This is a genomic window from Arsenicibacter rosenii (assembly GCF_001870735.1).
Lineage (GTDB): Bacteria > Bacteroidota > Bacteroidia > Cytophagales > Spirosomataceae > Arsenicibacter > Arsenicibacter rosenii.
In genome coordinates, this window is sequence record NZ_MORL01000005.1 from 170,644 (window position 1) to 190,007 (window position 19,364).

The following is a 19,364-nucleotide window of genomic DNA, read 5'->3' on the forward strand; positions in this document are numbered from 1 at the left end:
GAAGGCAGCAAACGGGTATTTGCCCCTTTGCTATCCTTCCTTTTCGACAAGCTCCTTTATTCTAAAGTAATTTCGAGTGCAAGACCGCGTAACTCGTGTACCAATACGTTGAACGACTCCGGAATATTCGGCTTTGGCAGGTTTTCGCCTTTCACAATCGCTTCATATGCCTTCGCACGGCCAACAACGTCATCGGATTTAACAGTCAGGATCTCCTGCAGGATGTTTGCCGCACCGAATGCTTCGAGGGCCCATACCTCCATCTCACCAAACCGCTGACCACCGAACTGTGCCTTACCACCCAGCGGCTGCTGTGTGATGAGTGAGTATGGTCCGATCGAACGGGCGTGCATCTTATCATCTACCAGGTGACCCAGTTTCAGCATGTAAATAATACCGACTGTTACCGGCTGATCGAAGCGGTCGCCTGTCAGACCATTATACAGATAGGTACGGCCAAATGAAGGCAATCCGGCTGCGTCGAGCTCAGCTACAACCTGGGCTTCGGTAGCACCGTCGAAGATCGGCGTGGCATACTTCCGGTTCAGTTTCTCACCGGCCCATGCCAATACCGTCTCGTAAATCTGACCAAGGTTCATCCGTGAAGGTACACCAAGCGGGTTCAGAACGATATCCACCGGGCGGCCATCTTCCAGGAACGGCATGTCTTCGTCACGTACAATCCGGGCAACAACCCCTTTGTTACCGTGGCGACCGGCCATCTTATCCCCTACTTTCAGCTTACGCTTCTTGGCAATGTAAACTTTCGCCAGTTTCACAATACCAGCCGGCAGTTCGTCACCTACCTCAAGCGTAAAACGTTCACGTTTGAAGCGGCCGGTGATTTCGTTACGGCGGTTGTTGTAATTCTTGATTAACTGAACAATCAGCTTATTGGTATGCGTATCTTCTGTCCAGCCATCGAGGTTCAGATCCAGCAGCAGGTTCACCTCTTCCGCAACCGCATAACCGCTTTCGTCACGGTATGGGTTTTTGTCAGGGAACAGGTTTTCTGATACGTTACGCCGGTTGAACTTAACGCCTTTGCTTACGATCTCATCACCAAATTTATGCCGTACGCCCTGGCTTGTTTTTCCGTCAAGCAGTTGCGTCAGTTTTTCAATCATCCGCTCACGGATAGCAACCAGATCACGGCTATATCGCTTCATCAGCGCTTTTACCTCGTCTTTATGCTTGCCGCGGTCTTCTTTTGACGGACGGGCAAATAACTTCGTATCGATTACAACTCCTTTCAGTGAAGGTGGTGCTTTCTTCGAAGCATCTTTCACGTCACCGGCTTTATCACCGAAGATCGCACGGAGCAGTTTTTCTTCAGGTGTCGGATCGCTCTCTCCTTTTGGTGTAATCTTACCAATCAGGATATCGCCTTCTTTCACCTCTGTACCTACCCGTACAATACCGTTTTCATCGAGATTACGAACCGTTTCTTCGGATACGTTCGGGATTTCAGACGTTAATTCTTCTTCACCGCGTTTTGTATCCCGTACTTCCAGTTCAAACTCTTCAATGTGAATGGATGTGAAGATATCTTCCCGAACAACGCGTTCAGAAATTACGATCGCATCCTCAAAGTTATATCCTTGCCAAGGCATGAACGCCACTTTCATGTTGCGTCCGAGCGCAAGCTCACCACCCTGGGTTGCATAGCCTTCACAAAGCACCTGTCCTTTTTTCACCTTCTGGTTCTTCAGAACAATCGGTTTCAGGTTGATGCATGTATCCTGGTTTGTCCGGCGGAATTTGATCAGGTTGTATGTTTTGCGGTCTTCGTCAAAACTTACTGCAAGCTCGTCATCGCTCAGCTCATAGCGAACCACAATTTTCGTTGCATCTACGAACTCAATCATACCGTCCGCTTCGGCTACGACCAATGCCCGTGAGTCAACGGCAACACGACCTTCCAGACCGGTACCAACAATCGGCGCCTGCGGACGCAGCAGTGGTACAGCCTGACGTTGCATGTTTGAACCCATCAAGGCACGGTTGGCATCATCGTGTTCAAGGAATGGAATCATCGAGGCCGCAACCGATACAATCTGATTAGGCGCGATATCCATGTAACTCACGTTGGTCGGCTCAGCCATCGGGAAGTCACCTTCAAAGCGCGACTTGATCCGGTCAACCTGGAACGTACCATCATTATTGATCTGGGCGTTAGCCTGAGCAATATAGTGTGAATCTTCCTCTTCGGCGGTCAGATACATCACCGGTTTCTCCGGCGAAACTTTACCGTTCTCAATGACACGATACGGCGTTTCGATGAAGCCCATGCTATTGATCTTCGCGTAAACACAAAGGGATGAAATCAGACCGATGTTCGGACCTTCCGGCGTTTCGATCGTACACAAACGACCGTAGTGCGTATAGTGAACGTCACGAACCTCGAAACCGGCACGTTCGCGGGACAGACCACCAGGCCCCAGAGCTGACATCCGACGCTTATGCGTTACTTCTGCCAACGGGTTGGTTTGGTCCATAAACTGCGATAGCTGGTTGGTACCAAAGAACGAGTTGATAACCGAAGACAGCGTCCGTGCGTTGATCAGATCAACCGGTTTGAAGTCTTCATTATCACGTACGTTCATCCGCTCTTTGATTGTCCGCGCCATACGGGCCAGACCAACACCAAATTGCGCATATAATTGTTCACCCACAGTCCGTACACGACGGTTGCTGAGGTGGTCAATATCATCGACTACAGCCTTGGCATTGATCAGCCCGATCAGATACTTCACGATCGACACAATATCCTGTGTTGTCAGTACTTTCGTATCTGAGGCTACATCAAGACCAAGCTTTTTATTGATCCGATAACGGCCGACGTCACCTAAGTCATAGCGCTTGTCTGAAAAGAACAAGCTCTGGATGATTTCACGAGCAGTCTGCTCGTCCGGTGCATCAGCGTTACGTAACTGCCGGTAGATTTGCTCAACCGCTTCTTTTTCAGAGTTTGAGCTATCTTTCTGCAGGGTGTTATAAATGATATTGTAATCGGCCACGTTCATGTCTTCCTTATGCAGGATGACCGATTTCTGACCTGATTCAATAATCGTGTCAATATCATCAACCGAGATAACCGAGTCACGCTCCAGCAATACTTCGTTGCGGCTGATGGATACGACCTCACCGGTATCTTCATCCACAAAGTCTTCTGTCCAGGTGCGAAGTACCCGTGCTGCCAGACGACGGCCGATGGCTTTCTTCACGTTAGCCGGTGTCGCCGGAACCTCTTCAGATAAACCAAACAGGTCGAGAATGTCTTTATCAGATCCAAAACCAATCGCCCGTAACAGCGTTGTAACCGGAAATTTCTTTTTCCGGTCAATGTACGCGTACATGACGTTGTTTACGTCTGTTGAAAATTCAATCCATGATCCTTTGAATGGAATGATACGCGCAGAGTAAAGCTTTGTGCCGTTTGTGTGTTTGCTCATCGAGAAAAACACACCTGGTGAACGGTGAAGCTGCGAAACGATTACCCGTTCGGCACCATTGATAACAAAAGAGCCTTTTTCGGTCATGTAAGGGATATTCCCTAAAAATACCTCTTGCTCGATTGTCTCAAAGTCTTCGTTATCCGGGTCATTGTTTGACAGCCGCAGCTTTGCTTTGAGAGGCACTGAATAAGTCAGGCCGCGATCAATACACTCGTCAACGGAATATTTCGGTGGATCGACCGAATAGTCGATAAATTCCAGTACGAAATTCTCCCGTGAATCGGAGATTGGGAAGTTTTCTTGAAACACCTTAAACAAACCCTCTTGTGAGCGGTGGTCAGATGGTGTATCAAGCTGGAAAAAATCTTTGAAGGATTTAATTTGAACGTCCAGAAAATCCGGATATTCAATCACTGGCTGGATTGTCGCAAAGTTTTTGCGCATGCTGTTGTTTTTTGCGTTTGTAGCCAAGAATGTGAGCAAAACTGTATAACTTTACCCTGAGAATATTCGTTATAACTCCTGCGAAGGTAGTCATACAATGCCCCAGACGTCACCCGTCCTGTGGGGGCATAAAGGAACAACGTACAGTAATCTAAAATAGTTTACTGCTACGAATTTTCATAGACAAAAAAGCCTCCAAGCAGAAAAGACCTGACGTTGGCCAGGCCTCCTCTACTTGGAGTGATATCAGAAAAAGGGCTGAAATTATTTAATTTCTACTTCAGCACCAGCTTCTTCAAGTTGTTTTTTCAGCGCTTCAGCTTCGTCTTTAGCTACGCCTTCTTTCAGAGGCTTAGGAGCGCTGTCAACTAATTCTTTCGCTTCTTTCAGGCCCAGACCTGTCAGATCTTTAACCAGCTTCACAACAGCCAGTTTACCAGCACCCGGAGCCTTCAGGATTACATCGAATGAAGTTTTCTCAGGAGCGGCTGCAGCAGCATCGCCACCACCTGTACCACCAGCTACCATTACCGGAGCAGCAGCAGCCGGTTCGATGCCATACTCATCTTTCAGGATAGCTGCCAGTTCGTTAACTTCTTTCACTGTCAGGTTTACAAGCTGCTCAGCGAACGCTTTCAAATCTGCCATTTTAGTATTCTTGATTAAATTGTTTTACGATTTTGTTAGATTTTGTGGCTTTCTTTTTCGAGCCACGAGTATTGTTTTGCACTGGTAAGCGCAGTACGAAGACTGTCTTACGCTTATGCTTCCTCGCGCTCTGAAAGCGTTTTGAGGATGCCGGCCAGTTTGCCACCGCCGCTCTGAAGGGCCGAAACCACATTCTTCGCAGGTGATTGCAGCAAGCCAACGATATCGCCAATCAACTCCTGACGGCTCTTCAGCGAGATCAATGTATCCAGCTGATCAGCGCCGATAAACAGGCTGGCGTCGATTGAGGCGCCTTTTAATTGCAGTTTATCGTTTGTTTTACGAAACTCTTTGATCAACTGCGCCGGTGCTTTCTGGTTTTCAGCATGGAACATTACGCCCGACTGACCCTTCAGAACCGTATCGTTAAACGGAGTAAAATCCGCTCCGGCAACTGTTTCAAGTGCTTTTTTGATGAAGGTATTCTTCACCACTTTGTACTCGATACCACGTTCAAAGCACATGCGGCGGAGTTGGTTGACCTGGTCAACCGTCATGCCACTGGCTTCGGTGATATAGAAGAAAGGAATGGTCTGAAACTTCTGAGCCAATTCCTCAATGATTACTCCTTTTTCCTCCCGTGTCATGATTAAATTCCAGCTACTGTGCTTTTGTCAATGATTACGCCCGGACTCATTGTGCTCGACAGGTGAATCGATTTCACATAGGTACCTTTTGCCGATGAAGGCTTCAGACGTAACAATGTAGCGATGATTTCCTGTGCGTTTTCAGCAATTTTCTCCGGATCGAACGATACCTTGCCAATGCTTGTGTGAATGATACCGGTTTTATCAACTTTAAAGTCAATCTTACCTGCTTTCACTTCACGAACGGCATTGCCAACTTCCAGTGTTACCGTACCCGACTTAGGGTTTGGCATCAGACCACGTGGCCCCAGAATACGTCCCAGACGACCGACTTTAGCCATAACGTTAGGCATCGTGATAATCACGTCTACATCCGTCCAGCCTTTTTCAATCTTCTGAATATAGTCATCTAAGCCAACGAAGTCAGCACCAGCGTCTTTCGCTTCTTGCTCCTTGTCCGGTGTACAAAGTACCAGTACGCGAACCGTTTTACCTGTACCATGCGGCAATGTGGCAACACCACGAACCATTTGGTCAGCTTTACGCGGATCAACGCCCAACCGAACGTCAATATCTACGGAAGAGTCAAATTTCGTGTATGAAATCTGCTTCAGGATATCAGCGGCTTGCAGCAGCGAATATTCTTTAGCAGCATCATACTTCGATAAAGCTTCCTTTTGTTTTTTTGTCAACTTAGCCATGTCTCGTAAATTGCGTTTGGCTTACTGGTTGTCCCAGGGAGCGGTACCCGTCACTGTGATCCCCATGCTGCGAGCTGTACCAGCGATCATGCGCATTGCAGACTCAACGGTAAAGCAGTTCAGGTCCGGCATTTTCGTCTCAGCGATTTGCTTTACCTGATCCCACGATACTGAACCAACCTTTGTACGGTTTGGCTGAGCTGAACCACCTTTAACCTTGGCTGCTTCTTTCAACAGAACGGGCGCTGGTGGAGTCTTAATGACAAAGTCAAATGTTTTGTCTTTGTAATAAGTAATCAACACCGGCAAGATCATACCCATCTTATCCTGCGTACGGCCGTTAAACTGCTTGCAGAATTCCATGATGTTTAGACCTTTGGAACCCAGAGCCGGACCGATCGGAGGTGAAGGGTTAGCTTGACCGCCTTTTACCTGCAACTTTACGTAGCCACCTACTTCTTTTGCCATTTTCTTGTGTCTTTAAACAGACTCAATTTGTGTTTGCCATTCCAGAGGGAAGCCTGAATAACAAACTGAAAACCAGATTTTGTCTAGCTCTCTTTATCTACTTGTGCGTAACTCAATTCAACAGGTGTATTCCGACCAAAAATCTTAACGACAACGTTCAGCTTTTTACGATCATCGAATACTTCCTCTACTGTACCGACAAAACCACTGAATGGCCCGTCGATTACTTTTACAGATTCACCTTTCAGGAACTGTACGGTAGGCGCGGCAACTTCCTGAGTTTCCTCGTCTACCTTACCCAAAATCCGGTTAACTTCTGCCTGACGCAGTGGAACAGGAATCTTCGTCGTACCGCTTGTATTGCCCAAGAAGCCAAGAACACCAGGCATATTTGTGATCAGGTCAAGCGCACGGTTATTTGACAAATCAGCTGAAATCAGGATATAGCCAGGAAAGAATGATTTTTCCCGAATGCGCTTCTTACCGTTACGCATTTCGTATACCTTCTCCGCCGGAATTAATACCTGCGGAATAACTTCATCTAACTTTTGTCGAATGATTTCGTTATCCAGGTAAGATTTAATTTTCTTTTCCTGCCCGGATACCGCCCGAATGACATACCAATTAATGCCGCTGCTCATAATATTGTTGATTTTGGACGTACGATTTCAGGTTATTGTACTCCTGCCACCGTTATTCGTAAATCAGTTTAGAACGACTGATAAAAGGCATTCAGTGCATTCTCAAACAAGAAATCGATCAGACCAACGACGAGTGCAAAAACTAATGAAGCCACTAGAACCAGAGTTGAACTGGCCTGTAGCTCACTAAATTTTGGCCAAGTGACATTGTGCTGAAACTCCTCCCAGGAGTCTTTCAGAAACGAAATAAACTTGTCCATCTGTAAAAGGATTTGCACGGGTGGAGAGATTCGAACTCCCATCAACGGTTTTGGAGACCGCTATTCTACCCTTGAACTACACCCGTAGATTTGTGAAGAAAGCTGGTAGAAAGTTCTTTCCTCGTATTGTGCCCGTCGAAACGGACTGCAAAAGTACTAATTAATTATAAAAAAACAAGTGCATCATCTTGCGATAATGCACTTGTTTCAAAAATATTATTCGATGATCTCAGTTACCTGACCAGCACCTACCGTACGGCCACCTTCGCGGATCGCGAAACGAAGACCTTTCTCCATAGCGATCTGGTTGATCAGTGTTACTTCGATAGTGATGTTATCACCAGGCATAACCATCTCTACGCCATCCGGCAATTTGATCTCGCCAGTTACGTCAGTTGTACGGAAGTAGAACTGAGGACGGTATTTGTTAAAGAATGGCGTGTGACGGCCACCTTCTTCTTTTGACAGAACGTAAACCTCGGCTTTGAATTTCGAGTGAGGCTTAACTGAACCTGGCTTACAGATAACCATACCACGACGGATATCGGTTTTCTCAATACCACGCAACAGCAGACCTACGTTGTCACCAGCTTCACCACGATCCAGGATCTTCCGGAACATTTCAACACCAGTTACAACTGACTTCAGGTTTTCAGCACCCATACCCAGGATTTCAACCTGCTCACCTGAGTTGATGATACCACGCTCGATACGACCCGTTGCAACCGTACCACGACCAGTGATCGAGAATACGTCTTCGATTGGCATCAGGAATGGCAGATCAGTCTGACGTGGAGGCAGTGGGATGAAGCTATCAACAGCAGCCATCAGCTCGTCGATTGTAGCAACCCATTTCGCGTCGCCGTTCAGACCACCCAGAGCAGAACCCTGGATAACCGGAATGTTGTCACCGTCGAATTCATAGAAGCTCAACAGTTCGCGGATTTCCATCTCTACCAGTTCAAGCAGTTCCGGATCGTCCACCATATCCACTTTGTTCATGAACACTACCAGCTGAGGTACACCTACCTGACGAGCAAGCAGGATGTGCTCACGTGTTTGTGGCATTGGACCGTCAGTCGCAGCTACTACCAGGATGGCACCGTCCATCTGAGCGGCACCTGTAACCATGTTCTTCACATAGTCAGCGTGACCCGGGCAATCGACGTGTGCGTAGTGACGGTTAGCAGTTTGGTATTCTACGTGAGAAGTATTGATGGTAATACCACGTTCTTTCTCTTCAGGGGCATTGTCAATTGAGGAGAAGTCCCGAACTGCGGCTAGACCTTTTTCCGCCAAAACTTTCGTAATGGCAGCCGTCAGCGTCGTTTTGCCGTGGTCAACGTGACCGATTGTACCGATGTTTACGTGCGGTTTGGAGCGGTCAAAGTTCTCTTTTGCCATGTTTAAAAACGTTAAAAAACGCTTAAAGAATTAACTATTAGTTTATTTTTGAATTTGCTGAGAAACAAGAAAGTGCCCTCAAGAGCACTTTTTCATTAGCCTGAGCAGAACAGCTAACTGTTCTTCCCGAACGGGGCAAATCAACACGTTCGATGGCTGGAGCCTTCTATCGGATTTGAACCGACGACCTCTTCCTTACCAAGGAAGTGCTCTACCCCTGAGCTAAGAAGGCGAACATAAAAATGTACAATGTATAATGATTAATGAGAAGCATTTTTCATTTTACACTGTACATCCTTTTGTCATGGAGCGGGAGACGAGGTTCGAACCCGCGACCTATAGCTTGGAAGGCTATCGCTCTACCAACTGAGCTACTCCCGCATTTATGTTTGCTTTTGCTGTTTTTCACAGGCTTAGTACTATCACCCGTGAACATTAAAAGCCTTGTGGGGAGTGGAGGATTCGAACCTCCGAAGGCGTACGCCAGCAGATTTACAGTCTGATCCATTTGGCCACTCTGGAAACTCCCCTGCTTTTATTTACTTTTCCACCCCGCGTTTCGGTTTGGAGTTGCAAAATTACACGGTTTTAGCCTTTTGTCAATATCTAACTCAAAAAAAATGTTTTCATTTTCAACTTTTTTTTTGAGCATACATCGTTAAAAACAACAGACAAGCTTGTTAATCAAAGTATTACACCGAAACTTAGCCCTCTTACATCCGGTCCTTTTCCTGCTTGAAATACCGGATTTAACTCATACTTTACAAACAGGTTCGTTCTAACGATACCTAACTGTGCCATTATTCCATAACGGAGATCATTTGTATAATAACGATCATGATCCCGCTTTTTAGAACCGTCCTCGAATTTGATTTTTGTATAACTATCTACCCGATAACCTACATAGGCTCCTACCCCGATATGAAGAATCTTTTTACCGGATTCGTTATAAAAGCTAACTCTGGGGACAATCGGTAGCTGAACATTGCAAATCGTCAGCTTTGTTCGCTTGACTGCTTCCTGAATATCCACAAACTGGAGTTGCGTAGTTCCCTTCTGAATCGTTACATCGTTTTCAAATGAATAATTATTCCATGCTACCTCAATGCCATATTGCAGACTGAGCCGTGCTTTCTTGCCTTTAATCAATGTCGGACGCTGGCCGATACCCAGCGCAAAATAACGTGATCCTAACGGCTTCAAATCATAGCGGTTTGACGGGTAGGCAGCCATCTCACTTTCTGTAAGCAGCGTGTTAAGCCCTAACTGGAAGCTTGTGAATGAATTCAGACTGGTTGCTTTTTTCCGCGCCTTTTCGGCTTTGCTGTCTGTCACCTTCGGATTTTCTCTGGTCACCGGCGATGTACTTCGTACCGTATCCTTGTCGGCTTTTATCGTTACACTGATTCTGCCTTTCTCTTTGGTTATGACAATAACGGTATCACGCAGGTATCGCTGGCCATTAGCCCCTTCAATTGTTATACGGGCTTCCTGTCCATCCGGGATGGAATCCAGCTTTGCTCCCATATCCCGTATAACTTTATTCAAATCATAGTTTGACAGCGCTTTAATCCCTGCCTTATCCGGTGCATGGACAACAATCCTTGTTTTATTGGCAAATTGTATAACCAGTGAATCTGCCTTACCGGGCGTCAGAGCCATGCTCTTTTCTGCCAGTAGTAAAATGATGAAACTGACAATCAGTCTGCTGTATAATTTCATTGTTTACTGTCTTTTTTTGTTTCAAGGCTTTGTCTGACATTTCCATATAAGCGTGAAATCAGACCGCTATCTTCTTCATCTCCTGTTTCGCCTTTATATGCCAACGCTTCCCCGTTCTTTATCCGTTTTAGTTTTTTAAACAGTTTACTCGCCTTTGACAAACCCTCTTCTTCTATTGTTTCGGGCTTATTTACGGATTCTACCCCGATTGCTCCTGCGACTTCGCTGGCTTTGGAGGTAGCCAGTACGGGTGTATTAATCATTACGACCAGTTTCCGTTCCGAAGGTTCTTCGCGCAGGCCCGGTTTAAGAGACTCTGCAACGACTGGCTTTGGCGCTTCAATCGGGGCAACCGGTAATTTCTCTGTCGGTGCCGGAATCCGGGCCACCATTCTCTCTTCTTCAGGTGTTTGGCTCGTAACCGGTGACGGTCCTGGTGCATCTACAGGTATCTTTTCCTGCTGTTGCCTGGCCTTGACCTTTTGAATTGTTCCTATATTTTCCGGAGCAGATGCAGGCACTTCTGTGGCAACCTGAGCCATTTGTTGTCTGACGGTATCTGCCGTTGTCAGGTTTTCAATCCGGCCAGCTTCAGCCTTCCGGCTGCCGGCTTTATTGCTATCGTTTCCGGCATTGGCCAGTACAGCGGTGGTCGGCTTCGCCGATTCGCTGGTCTGATAGACCTTCCAGCCAATACCACCGACCAGCACAAGACAGGCCGCTGCTGCTGCATACCGATACCATACTGGCACGATACGCGGGTTCTGCTCCCTTCCCATACGATTTTGCAGTTCATCCCAGGATTTCGGCCCGGGGGTAATTGACATATCGCCTAGTTTACGGGCAAACAGATCATCAATTGGCTGTTTTTCTGTATGCTTCTTCATAATGATATTCCTGAATTTTCTTTAGACCAACCTGCAATAGCGTACGTGCACGGCTAAGCTGTGACTTTGAGGTACCTTCGCTGATTTTAAGCATTTCTGCGATTTCTGCATGCGAGTACCCTTCAATGGCATAAAGGTTAAAAACCGTTCGATAACCATCCGGTAACTGGTTTACCAAACGCATCAGATCTTCTGACTCCAGCGAGGTTTCGGCCCAGTGATAATCCGGTTCTACGCCCATATCTTCTATTGGAATCTCCTGCCGCCATGCTTTTTTCTTACGCAAAAACATTAACGATTCGGTTACCATTACCCGCTTCATCCACCCCTCAAAACTTCCTTCTTCTCTGAATTGGTCGATTTTTTCATAAATCCTCATAAATCCATCGATCATGACCTCTTCAGCATCAGCTCTATTGGCAACATAACGAACGCATATTGCTAACATTTTACCCGAATAGCGCTCATAAACAACCTTCTGCGCACGGGCTTCACCGCGCTTCAGAGCTGTTACAAGCTTTGCTTCTGTCGGATAAAAAGGTATAATTCTTAACATAACGCTGCTTCACCGTTCGTTTGTTTTGAAGATGCAGATTCCTCTGGCCGAGGTTGCATGGCTTCCTGTTTTTTTATAAAAAAAGCCGGAGCATGTTCGACTCCGGCTTCCCGTCTTTACAGGTCTGGCCTGTATTTTATGCCTGCTACAAAATGCAGCCAGATGATTCTGGATATTCTGAAGTTTACCGGTGCAATCAGTAGCATTAATGGTACAATCACACTTACATAAATCCAGCCATCCGGATCGTTAGCAAAATAAAATAATGAAAAGGCTGTCACTAAAGCTACTGCTCCTGAGATGGCATAACTTACGTACATAGCCCCATAGAAATAGCCAGGTTCTATCTCGTACCGCAGGCCACAATTCGGGCAATGTTCGTGCATGTCATCAAAGCGTCTCAGGTTATAAAAAGGCGCTGCAAAGATTTTGCCTTTCCTACATCTGGGACATAGCCCGCCGGACACGGCTTGTAATTTCGAGACGTTTTGCATATTCTTTTCGGCTATTCCGGTACCAGACAAAAGCAACGACAGCTACCATCAGGTACGGAATGGCAAGCAGATAAATAATCCCGAAATTTAAATCTGATGCAACAACACTACGGCCATTACTCACTGTACTTTCTACTGTGCCTCTACACATGGCACACTGTGCCGATGCCGACAGGTTGGCAGCCAATGCAATTAATACCGTTAAGCATGCTGATATTCGTTTCATGGGGTTCAAGGTTAATGAATGTAATATGGCTTAATCATTAAATAAACGATTACACCGGTTATACTGACATAAAGCCAGATCGGGTAGGCCCACTTCACAACTTTCCTGTGGCGTTCGAACTGTCCGGACGTAGCAAAGTAAACGGCCTTCAGTACAAACCAGACCACCACAACCGATAACACGATATGGGAGATCAACAGAAAGTAATAGACGGGCCGGATAACTCCCTGCCCACCGAATGGCGTTGACTCATTGGACAGGTGATACAATACATAACTCACCAGGAAGAGAGAACCCAGTGCGAATGCAGTCAACATTGTGATTCTGTGCGCTTCAATATTTCGCTTTCTGATGAAGATCAGTCCTAAAATCAACAGCACAGCTGTCAATGAATTGATTACCCCATTGATATGCGGTAGCCAGGTTGTCCATTGCCCAAGGTCAACTTTTTGTCTTATTCCAAGTAAGACCGCCACTGCAACCGGAATAGCAATGGCCAGGATGTTGATCAATCGGTTTGCTTTTTGTTCTTTTTCCGTTTGAATTGCTTCCATAGCACGTTCTATTGTTTGCTGTAAATATCGAGCAGGACACGGGTTTCGAGGATCAGGCGATCGACATCTTCCTTATCTGTACCATCGTAAAATCCTCTGATATGTCCTTGCTTATCCACTAAAACAACCTTCTCTGTGTGGATGAAAGTTTCGTCAGGCTTGCCGTAATCCAGGCCTTTATCAACAACCGGCAAAAAATAGCCATGCTGAGCCAAAGTATATATCTGCTCTTTGTCGCCGGTCAGGAAATACCACTTTCCGGTAATCGCATCATATTTCTTTGCGTAGGCTTGCATAACTGCCGGCGTATCATGTTGCGGATCCACCGAGAATGACAGGAGTACAATACTTTTCTGATCCCGGAACACATCCTGCACCCTGCTGAGTTGTGTTGATATTTTAGGACAAATGGTACCGCAGCGGGTAAAGAAAAAAGCCGCAATATGAATTTTATCGTTTACCAGGGCACCGTTTACCTGCTTTCCGTTCTGATCAATCAGATTAAACGTACCAACTGTCCTGAACAGGGTATCTTCAACCTCCTGCCCGAAATCATTGATTTGCCGGCCATACTTCGGCTCCCCGGTAGTTGAATCAATGACCGGTATGTACTTTCTCAGTTTATAGTGATTCTCACTTAAACCTTTCAATGCGATATAAAACAAAGCCGGGACCGCCAGCACAACTAGCAGGATCCCGGCTTTAAATTTTTTAGACATAGTTTAACGGATCATGAAGATTGATTCTCCTTCGATCAGTAATGCTACCAGTAACCAGACAACGAACATACATGGAAGCAGAACAGCCCAGATCAGGCTCTTTACTTCATGCTTGAGGTGCATAAACTCACCTACAATGTAAAATGCTTTAACAATTGTCAAGCCAATGAAGATTGATGTCTTTAAAATGCTTGCGTGCAAGGTAAAGGCGATCAAAAATTCAAATGCAGTGATGCCACCCAGAATATAAAATGTTCTCCAGATTGCTTTGGTTTGCGGAGGTGCAATTTCCACCTCTTCGTGATCATGTGTGTAGTTATGACCTGCCATGTTTCAGAATATCGTCAATTAAACAAGATAGAAGAAGGTAAACACGAATACCCAGACCAGGTCTACAAAGTGCCAGTACAGACCAACCTTTTCAACCATTTCGTAGTGACCGCGGCGGGCGTAAAGGCCGGTTGCAGTACGATAGAAAATCAGAATATTCAATACAACTCCACTAAATACGTGTGTGCCGTGGAAACCTGTGATAAAGAAGAACAGATCAGCAAAGGCTGCCGGACCATATTCATTCTCCGTCAGGTTGGCGCCAAAGATGGTACGTACTTCCTTTGTTACCACATCTGTGATCATACGACCATTGTCTGTGCCATGGATAAAGTGGCTCCACTCCCATGCCTGGCAGCCCAGGAAGGCAAACCCGCCAATGATTGTCCAGAGCATGTATTTTTCTACCGAAGCGCGGTCCATACGGTGACCGGCTTCAACAGCCAGTACCATCGTTACGCTACTAAAGATCAGGATAAAGGTCATGATACCCACAAAAACCAGCGGGAGATCTACACCATGCAGGAACGGTACTGAGTTGTAAACCTTTTCCGGAATCGGCCAGTAAAGGTCTGAAAACTGAAAAGCTCCATGTACTGCCGGATCATAAGCCGGGAAGCTGAAGCGAATTAAGCCATACGTCACAAGTAAGGCTGAAAAGGTAAAGGTATCTGATAACAGGAAAAACCACATCATCAGTTTACCGTAGCTCACCTTCATAGGCTCAACCCCACCCATCCAGGATTTCTTGTCGAACACTTCGGTTGAATCCGTCGTTACAGTAGCCGCCATGCGTCAGAAATTAAATCAATGAAAATAGATCAAAAACAGGAATAAATAAATCCAAAGAATGTCAAGGAAGTGCCAATACGTTGCTGCAATCTCAATCTGATCTAAGCTTTTCGCATGGACACGAAGCTGGAATGATGCTTTCAGTGCAAATAACAGAACAATTAGTCCTGAAATCAAGTGAAAAGCATGCAATCCTGTAAATACATACATAAAGGACCCCGCCGGATTGCCAACAAAGAAAACTTTTTGATCAACCAACTGGACCCAGCCTTGAAACTGCATGTATAAAAAGGCCATTCCGGCTACAAAAGTAATAGTTATTGCCGTCTTGAGTGTGTTGAACCGATCTTTTTTTGCAGCCCAGTATGCCCAGTGGATCGTTAAACTACTTACGATCAAAACGGCTGTACTGTACCCAAAAATTGGTGGAATATCATATTCCAGCCAGTTTCCCTCGGCCCGGCGCACCAGATATGCACTTGTCATTGCGGCAAACAGCATGATGATACTGACAATAAACAACCACAGAATAAACTTCCGTGGATTCATTGACAACGTTTCTTCAGGCTCCTGCTCAATGAAATTTACGCTTTCTAACTCCTCATTCATATCAAATCTTGTCTAGAACGTAAACAATCTGTACGATTGGCAGGTATAAAAACGAACCAAACATCAATACTAGCGCATTTTTGTCGGTTCCTTGCCGTACCAGCCGCAGATTAAGGTATAGGAAAGCAATACCGCAAATTGTTGTTACCCAGGCTGCCAGTTGTCCGGTAAAACCAAATTGCGTAGGCAAAATCCCTAATGGTAACAAAACCAGGGTAAACACCATCACAATTAATGCCGTCTCCAGCGATTTAGGTCGGTTCAGCGGCAATAACCGGAAGCCGGCTTTTTTATAATCCTCATCCAGCACCCATGCAATTGCCCAGAAATGCGGGAACTGCCAGACAAACTGTACCGCAAACAATACGATTGCTTCAAGATCAATTACGCCTTTAGCCGCAACGATGCCAATCAGTGGTGGTAGCCCACCCGGAATAGCCCCTACAAAAACAGCAATCGGTCCTACACGCTTTAATGGTGTATAGGCAAAACTGTAGAGCAGGTATGAGATAAATGATATGGCTGCCGTTAACGGATTATAATACAAGGCTTGTATCAGAATGCCGCCAAACAACAGAATGGCAGCAAACCATAACGCATTTCGTTTACTTAACCGTCCCGATGGTAAAGGCCGCTGACCCGTGCGCTTCATCATCCGGTCAAGCTCAATTTCGAGTACCTGGTTTGTAGCGTTAGCCGCACCGGTAATCATTAATCCGCTTACGCTGAAGAGCAGAATCATACCCGGCGAGTATTCCTGTTCTACCCCAAGCATATACCCTAACGCACCGGATAAACCAACAATGACCGCTAGTCTAAGTTTAAGCAATTCAATGTATGCCTTGAATTTTGCCCTCCACTTCTGTCGCGACGATTCTACTTGCTCCTCAACCGTAATCATATTATGCGAACGCTTTTCCCGGGTTAGTCCGGCTATCATAAATTGCAGGAAAGAACCTTTCCCGATTTAATAACAAAATCAACACAAATTGAATCCCCAGCGTAATAACTGACAATGTCAGATGCATCGGCTGCCCGAAAGCGGGCATTCCGAAATAGGCCAGGAGAATACCTGTGGCAATTTGTGCGACTGTTAATCCGATAATGGCATTTCCCAGTGTGCTTACTAATCCCTGTGCCTTTTGCTTACGCAGGCTCCGGTACCAGATCAGCTGTGAAATGACCACAATCCAGGTAAACGAACGGTGGATGATGAACTTAATTCCTAAGTGATCCGCCCATTCTCCCCGCCCGGCTTCACCGAGCCGTTCTGCGACATAATCGACCTCTTCACGCACTTGTGTTCCCAGCAATATCTGAAGCAACAGCACAAACGAACCGATAACAAGAAACCGGTTTATCAGTTGACGGCTTTCCAGAGTGGTAATCTGTACTACAGTTGAATAGGATCGTGCAGTCACATAAAGTAATATACCTACGATTACAATGGATAACAACATATGCAGTGTGATGATCCATGGCGCAAGTACATTGGATACGACCTTAGCACCCAGCCACCCTTCAAAGCCAACCAGCAAAAATGCGGCAAAGCTCAGAATAGTGATTGTCCTGTCTTTTTTCCAGAAACGGGTTGATGTAATGAAGGTAAGGAAGATGAATATACCCGTTAAGACGCCTAAAAGACGGTTCAGGTACTCGATCCAGGTTTTCACCGGATTAAATGCGGTATTGGCATATCCCCGGTGACTGTAAATTTCCTGGTAATTTGAAGGGAGTTGCGATACATCCGTTGGAGGTACCCATTGCCCGAAACATTTGGGCCAGTCGGGACAGCCCATTCCGGAGCCTGTTCCTCTAACGATACCACCTGCCAGGATAACCAGGTAGATGATAATTACGGTTAGAAGAGCCAGTCTCCGGAACTGCTGTTCCTGCTTGTTAGTGAGGTTGACGGAACTGGTCATTTAAGTTTTCTGCCTCCTCAATCTCTTTCTCGAATGCGATCAGCTCATTTTCATGAGGCAGGTTCGACTCCGGAGTCTGAGAATATGGAACGGTTTGAGGGATGAAATCATCCGCTGCACCAGGTTTGCTATAATCGTAAGGCCAACGATAAACTGCAGGGATTTCGCCCGGCCAGTTGCCATGACCCGGTTCGATTGGCGTTGTCCACTCCAGCGTGTTCGACTTCCATGGGTTCTGGGTTGCCTTACGGCCACGGAACAAGCTATAGAAGAAGTTAAACAGGAACAGAAACTGGGCACCAAACGAAACAATGGCTGCAATTGAAATAAAGGCATTCAGGTCGGTAAAGATGGTTTTCGTCCATTCGTAGCTTGTGAAAGCGTAGTAACGGCGAGGGAAACCGGCAATACCGGTATAGTGCATCGGGAAGAATACGCAATAAATGCCGGCAAATGATAACCAGAAGTGAATGTAGCCAAGCTTTTCATTCATCATCCGGCCAAACATTTTAGGGAACCAGTGGTATACACCCGCTAACAGACCAAATGCAGATGATGCACCCATTACAAGGTGGAAGTGAGCAACTACGAAATAGGTATCGTGCAATTGAATATCCAGTGCAGAATTACCTAAAATCAGACCCGTCACACCACCCGAAATAAAGAAGGATACGAGACCGATTGAGAACAACATTGCCGGTGTAAAGCGGATGTTTCCGCGCCACAATGTTGTAATGTAGTTAAACGCTTTTACCGCAGAAGGTACCGCAATGATCAGTGTCAGGAACATAAAGATTGAGCCCAGGAACGGGTTCATACCGGTCACAAACATGTGGTGTGCCCACACGATAAAGGCCAGGAATGCAATCCCCAACATAGACGCAATCATCGCACGGTAACCAAAGATTGGCTTACGTGAGTTTGTGGCAATAATCTCTGAGGTAATCCCTAATGCCGGAAGCATTACGATATATACTTCAGGGTGACCCAGGAACCAGAATAAGTGCTGGAACAGGATCGGGCTACCACCCACGTTTGGCAGTGCCTCACCGTTGATGTAGATTTCTGACAAATAAAAGCTTGTGCCGAAACTACGATCAAAAATCAGCAGCAAGGCAGCCGAAAGAAGTACAGGGAATGAAATCAGACCCAGTACGGCCGTCAGGAAGAATGCCCAGATGGTCAGAGGCAGCTTGCTGAATGTCATACCACGCGTACGCAGGTTGATCACCGTTGTAATGTAGTTGATACCACCTAACAACTGCGACACGATAAACAGTGCCATACTGACCAGCCAAAGTGTCATACCCAGACCTGAGCCAGGGTTTGCCTGTGGTAATGCACTCAATGGCGGATAAACAACCCAGCCACCACCTGCAGGTCCTGTTTCAATCAGCAATGAACTGAACATAATTACCCCGGCCACAAAGAAGAACCAGTATGAAAGCATGTTCAGGAAACCTGATGCCATATCACGGGCACCTACCTGTAAAGGAATCAGGAAGTTTGAAAACGTACCGCTCAAGCCTGCCGTCAATACAAAGAATACCATAATGGTACCATGCATTGTTACTAAGGCCAGATAAAAATTAGGATCAAGCTGGTTTGATTCATTAATCCATTCACCAAGAATTGGCTTCAACCAGGCCATACTCATTTTAGGGAATCCTAACTGGAGTCGGAAAATGATTGACATACCGATCCCGATAACCGCCCATAAGATACCTGTAATCAGGTACTGCTTCGCAATGGTCTTGTGGTCTTCCGAGAAAACGTATGTCCGCCAAAAACTTTGTGGCTCATGGTGATCGTGCTCATGTGTGTGAGCGTCATGCACCAGGCTTGTGTCGACAGTCGCCATCGTTATTGGTTTAGTTAA

Annotated in this window: 21 protein-coding genes and 4 tRNA genes; all 25 read right to left on the bottom strand. The window is 46.1% G+C overall.

Annotated elements, in window-relative coordinates:
- Nucleotides 1-56: 56 nt before the first annotated feature.
- The 25 genes from rpoB to BLX24_RS11900 all read right to left on the bottom strand — a co-directional run bounded on the left by rpoB (nucleotide 57) and on the right by BLX24_RS11900 (nucleotide 19,346).
- Nucleotides 57-3,902, bottom strand: a complete 3,846-nt coding sequence (gene rpoB / locus BLX24_RS11785; protein WP_229201777.1) for a DNA-directed RNA polymerase subunit beta — start codon at nucleotides 3,900-3,902, stop codon at nucleotides 57-59.
- A 264-nt stretch (nucleotides 3,903-4,166) separates the two neighbouring features.
- Complete coding sequence (gene rplL / locus BLX24_RS11790; RefSeq protein WP_071503350.1) at nucleotides 4,167-4,550, bottom strand: 50S ribosomal protein L7/L12; 384 nt, start codon at nucleotides 4,548-4,550, stop codon at nucleotides 4,167-4,169.
- Between the two features lie 113 nt (nucleotides 4,551-4,663).
- On the bottom strand, nucleotides 4,664-5,197 hold the full coding sequence (gene rplJ / locus BLX24_RS11795) for a 50S ribosomal protein L10 (protein ID WP_071503351.1): 534 nt from the start codon (nucleotides 5,195-5,197) through the stop codon (nucleotides 4,664-4,666).
- Between the two features lie 2 nt (nucleotides 5,198-5,199).
- Nucleotides 5,200-5,898, bottom strand: coding sequence for a 50S ribosomal protein L1 (rplA, locus tag BLX24_RS11800; protein WP_071503352.1), 699 nt, complete (start codon nucleotides 5,896-5,898; stop codon nucleotides 5,200-5,202).
- A gap of 21 nt (nucleotides 5,899-5,919) precedes the next feature.
- Nucleotides 5,920-6,366 carry a 50S ribosomal protein L11 gene (gene rplK / locus BLX24_RS11805; RefSeq protein ID WP_071503353.1) on the bottom strand — a complete coding sequence of 149 codons (447 nt, stop codon included), beginning with the start codon at nucleotides 6,364-6,366 and terminating at the stop codon, nucleotides 5,920-5,922.
- A gap of 83 nt (nucleotides 6,367-6,449) precedes the next feature.
- Nucleotides 6,450-7,007 carry a transcription termination/antitermination protein NusG gene (gene nusG / locus BLX24_RS11810; RefSeq protein ID WP_071503354.1) on the bottom strand — a complete coding sequence of 186 codons (558 nt, stop codon included), beginning with the start codon at nucleotides 7,005-7,007 and terminating at the stop codon, nucleotides 6,450-6,452.
- 68 nt (nucleotides 7,008-7,075) lie between these two features.
- The gene (secE, locus tag BLX24_RS11815) at nucleotides 7,076-7,267 is read right to left on the bottom strand and encodes a preprotein translocase subunit SecE (RefSeq protein WP_071503355.1); all 192 of its coding nucleotides are present in this window, start codon (nucleotides 7,265-7,267) and stop codon (nucleotides 7,076-7,078) included.
- 15 nt (nucleotides 7,268-7,282) lie between these two features.
- Nucleotides 7,283-7,353 (bottom strand) — tRNA-Trp (locus BLX24_RS11820).
- Nucleotides 7,354-7,483: 130 nt separating this feature from the next.
- A complete protein-coding gene (gene tuf / locus BLX24_RS11825) occupies nucleotides 7,484-8,671 on the bottom strand; it encodes an elongation factor Tu (protein ID WP_071503356.1) in 1,188 nt (395 codons plus the stop codon).
- A 157-nt stretch (nucleotides 8,672-8,828) separates the two neighbouring features.
- Nucleotides 8,829-8,903, bottom strand: a tRNA-Thr gene (locus tag BLX24_RS11830).
- Nucleotides 8,904-8,976: 73 nt separating this feature from the next.
- Nucleotides 8,977-9,052, bottom strand: a tRNA-Gly gene (locus BLX24_RS11835).
- A 66-nt stretch (nucleotides 9,053-9,118) separates the two neighbouring features.
- Nucleotides 9,119-9,201, bottom strand: a tRNA-Tyr gene (locus tag BLX24_RS11840).
- A 154-nt stretch (nucleotides 9,202-9,355) separates the two neighbouring features.
- A complete protein-coding gene (locus BLX24_RS11845; RefSeq protein WP_071503357.1) occupies nucleotides 9,356-10,393 on the bottom strand; it encodes an outer membrane beta-barrel protein in 1,038 nt (345 codons plus the stop codon).
- Nucleotides 10,390-11,280 (bottom strand): hypothetical protein, encoded by an 891-nt coding sequence (locus BLX24_RS11850; RefSeq protein WP_071503358.1) that lies wholly within the window; start codon nucleotides 11,278-11,280, stop codon nucleotides 10,390-10,392. Before BLX24_RS11850 ends, BLX24_RS11845 begins: the two co-directional genes overlap by 4 nt.
- Nucleotides 11,249-11,836, bottom strand: coding sequence for an RNA polymerase sigma factor (locus BLX24_RS11855; RefSeq protein ID WP_071503359.1), 588 nt, complete (start codon nucleotides 11,834-11,836; stop codon nucleotides 11,249-11,251). Before BLX24_RS11855 ends, BLX24_RS11850 begins: the two co-directional genes overlap by 32 nt.
- Before the next feature lie 116 nt (nucleotides 11,837-11,952).
- Nucleotides 11,953-12,330 (bottom strand): DUF983 domain-containing protein, encoded by a 378-nt coding sequence (locus tag BLX24_RS31675; RefSeq protein WP_083421935.1) that lies wholly within the window; start codon nucleotides 12,328-12,330, stop codon nucleotides 11,953-11,955.
- Nucleotides 12,275-12,556, bottom strand: a complete 282-nt coding sequence (locus tag BLX24_RS11860; RefSeq protein WP_071503360.1) for a CAMCR motif-containing small membrane protein — start codon at nucleotides 12,554-12,556, stop codon at nucleotides 12,275-12,277. Before BLX24_RS11860 ends, BLX24_RS31675 begins: the two co-directional genes overlap by 56 nt.
- 11 nt (nucleotides 12,557-12,567) lie before the next feature.
- Nucleotides 12,568-13,110, bottom strand: coding sequence for a DUF420 domain-containing protein (locus BLX24_RS11865; protein WP_071503361.1), 543 nt, complete (start codon nucleotides 13,108-13,110; stop codon nucleotides 12,568-12,570).
- A gap of 8 nt (nucleotides 13,111-13,118) precedes the next feature.
- The gene (locus BLX24_RS11870; RefSeq protein ID WP_071503362.1) at nucleotides 13,119-13,829 is read right to left on the bottom strand and encodes an SCO family protein; all 711 of its coding nucleotides are present in this window, start codon (nucleotides 13,827-13,829) and stop codon (nucleotides 13,119-13,121) included.
- A gap of 3 nt (nucleotides 13,830-13,832) precedes the next feature.
- Nucleotides 13,833-14,159, bottom strand: coding sequence for a cytochrome C oxidase subunit IV family protein (locus BLX24_RS11875; RefSeq protein ID WP_071503363.1), 327 nt, complete (start codon nucleotides 14,157-14,159; stop codon nucleotides 13,833-13,835).
- 18 nt (nucleotides 14,160-14,177) lie between these two features.
- A complete protein-coding gene (locus tag BLX24_RS11880; RefSeq protein ID WP_071503364.1) occupies nucleotides 14,178-14,951 on the bottom strand; it encodes a cytochrome c oxidase subunit 3 in 774 nt (257 codons plus the stop codon).
- 15 nt (nucleotides 14,952-14,966) lie between these two features.
- Complete coding sequence (locus tag BLX24_RS11885) at nucleotides 14,967-15,560, bottom strand: cytochrome c oxidase subunit 3 (protein WP_071503365.1); 594 nt, start codon at nucleotides 15,558-15,560, stop codon at nucleotides 14,967-14,969.
- Between the two features lies 1 nt (nucleotide 15,561).
- The gene (gene cyoE / locus BLX24_RS11890) at nucleotides 15,562-16,461 is read right to left on the bottom strand and encodes a heme o synthase (protein ID WP_071503366.1); all 900 of its coding nucleotides are present in this window, start codon (nucleotides 16,459-16,461) and stop codon (nucleotides 15,562-15,564) included.
- Between the two features lies 1 nt (nucleotide 16,462).
- Nucleotides 16,463-17,485: a COX15/CtaA family protein gene (locus BLX24_RS11895; RefSeq protein ID WP_071503367.1), complete on the bottom strand. Its 1,023-nt coding sequence runs from the start codon at nucleotides 17,483-17,485 to the stop codon at nucleotides 16,463-16,465.
- Nucleotides 17,460-19,346, bottom strand: coding sequence for a cytochrome c oxidase subunit I (locus tag BLX24_RS11900; protein WP_071503368.1), 1,887 nt, complete (start codon nucleotides 19,344-19,346; stop codon nucleotides 17,460-17,462). The genes BLX24_RS11895 and BLX24_RS11900 overlap by 26 nt, the downstream gene beginning before the upstream one ends.
- Nucleotides 19,347-19,364: the final 18 nt, after the last annotated feature.

What these genes read in the sequence shown, in the direction of transcription:
- BLX24_RS11850 (WP_071503358.1), bottom strand. Translation starts at nt 11,280, where the DNA reads ATGAAGAAGCATACAGAAAAACAGCCAATTGATGATCTGTTTGCCCGT.
- rplA (WP_071503352.1), bottom strand. Translation starts at nt 5,898, where the DNA reads ATGGCTAAGTTGACAAAAAAACAAAAGGAAGCTTTATCGAAGTATGAT.
- rplL (WP_071503350.1), bottom strand. Translation starts at nt 4,550, where the DNA reads ATGGCAGATTTGAAAGCGTTCGCTGAGCAGCTTGTAAACCTGACAGTG.
- BLX24_RS11845 (WP_071503357.1), bottom strand. Translation starts at nt 10,393, where the DNA reads ATGAAATTATACAGCAGACTGATTGTCAGTTTCATCATTTTACTACTG.
- rplJ (WP_071503351.1), bottom strand. Translation starts at nt 5,197, where the DNA reads ATGACACGGGAGGAAAAAGGAGTAATCATTGAGGAATTGGCTCAGAAG.
- BLX24_RS11895 (WP_071503367.1), bottom strand. Translation starts at nt 17,485, where the DNA reads ATGACCAGTTCCGTCAACCTCACTAACAAGCAGGAACAGCAGTTCCGG.
- secE (WP_071503355.1), bottom strand. Translation starts at nt 7,267, where the DNA reads ATGGACAAGTTTATTTCGTTTCTGAAAGACTCCTGGGAGGAGTTTCAG.
- nusG (WP_071503354.1), bottom strand. Translation starts at nt 7,007, where the DNA reads ATGAGCAGCGGCATTAATTGGTATGTCATTCGGGCGGTATCCGGGCAG.
- BLX24_RS11875 (WP_071503363.1), bottom strand. Translation starts at nt 14,159, where the DNA reads ATGGCAGGTCATAACTACACACATGATCACGAAGAGGTGGAAATTGCA.
- cyoE (WP_071503366.1), bottom strand. Translation starts at nt 16,461, where the DNA reads ATGATTACGGTTGAGGAGCAAGTAGAATCGTCGCGACAGAAGTGGAGG.
- rplK (WP_071503353.1), bottom strand. Translation starts at nt 6,366, where the DNA reads ATGGCAAAAGAAGTAGGTGGCTACGTAAAGTTGCAGGTAAAAGGCGGT.
- BLX24_RS11855 (WP_071503359.1), bottom strand. Translation starts at nt 11,836, where the DNA reads ATGTTAAGAATTATACCTTTTTATCCGACAGAAGCAAAGCTTGTAACA.
- rpoB (WP_229201777.1), bottom strand. Translation starts at nt 3,902, where the DNA reads ATGCGCAAAAACTTTGCGACAATCCAGCCAGTGATTGAATATCCGGAT.
- BLX24_RS11885 (WP_071503365.1), bottom strand. Translation starts at nt 15,560, where the DNA reads ATGAATGAGGAGTTAGAAAGCGTAAATTTCATTGAGCAGGAGCCTGAA.
- BLX24_RS11860 (WP_071503360.1), bottom strand. Translation starts at nt 12,556, where the DNA reads ATGAAACGAATATCAGCATGCTTAACGGTATTAATTGCATTGGCTGCC.
- BLX24_RS11880 (WP_071503364.1), bottom strand. Translation starts at nt 14,951, where the DNA reads ATGGCGGCTACTGTAACGACGGATTCAACCGAAGTGTTCGACAAGAAA.
- BLX24_RS31675 (WP_083421935.1), bottom strand. Translation starts at nt 12,330, where the DNA reads ATGCAAAACGTCTCGAAATTACAAGCCGTGTCCGGCGGGCTATGTCCC.
- BLX24_RS11865 (WP_071503361.1), bottom strand. Translation starts at nt 13,110, where the DNA reads ATGGAAGCAATTCAAACGGAAAAAGAACAAAAAGCAAACCGATTGATC.
- BLX24_RS11870 (WP_071503362.1), bottom strand. Translation starts at nt 13,829, where the DNA reads ATGTCTAAAAAATTTAAAGCCGGGATCCTGCTAGTTGTGCTGGCGGTC.
- BLX24_RS11900 (WP_071503368.1), bottom strand. Translation starts at nt 19,346, where the DNA reads ATGGCGACTGTCGACACAAGCCTGGTGCATGACGCTCACACACATGAG.
- tuf (WP_071503356.1), bottom strand. Translation starts at nt 8,671, where the DNA reads ATGGCAAAAGAGAACTTTGACCGCTCCAAACCGCACGTAAACATCGGT.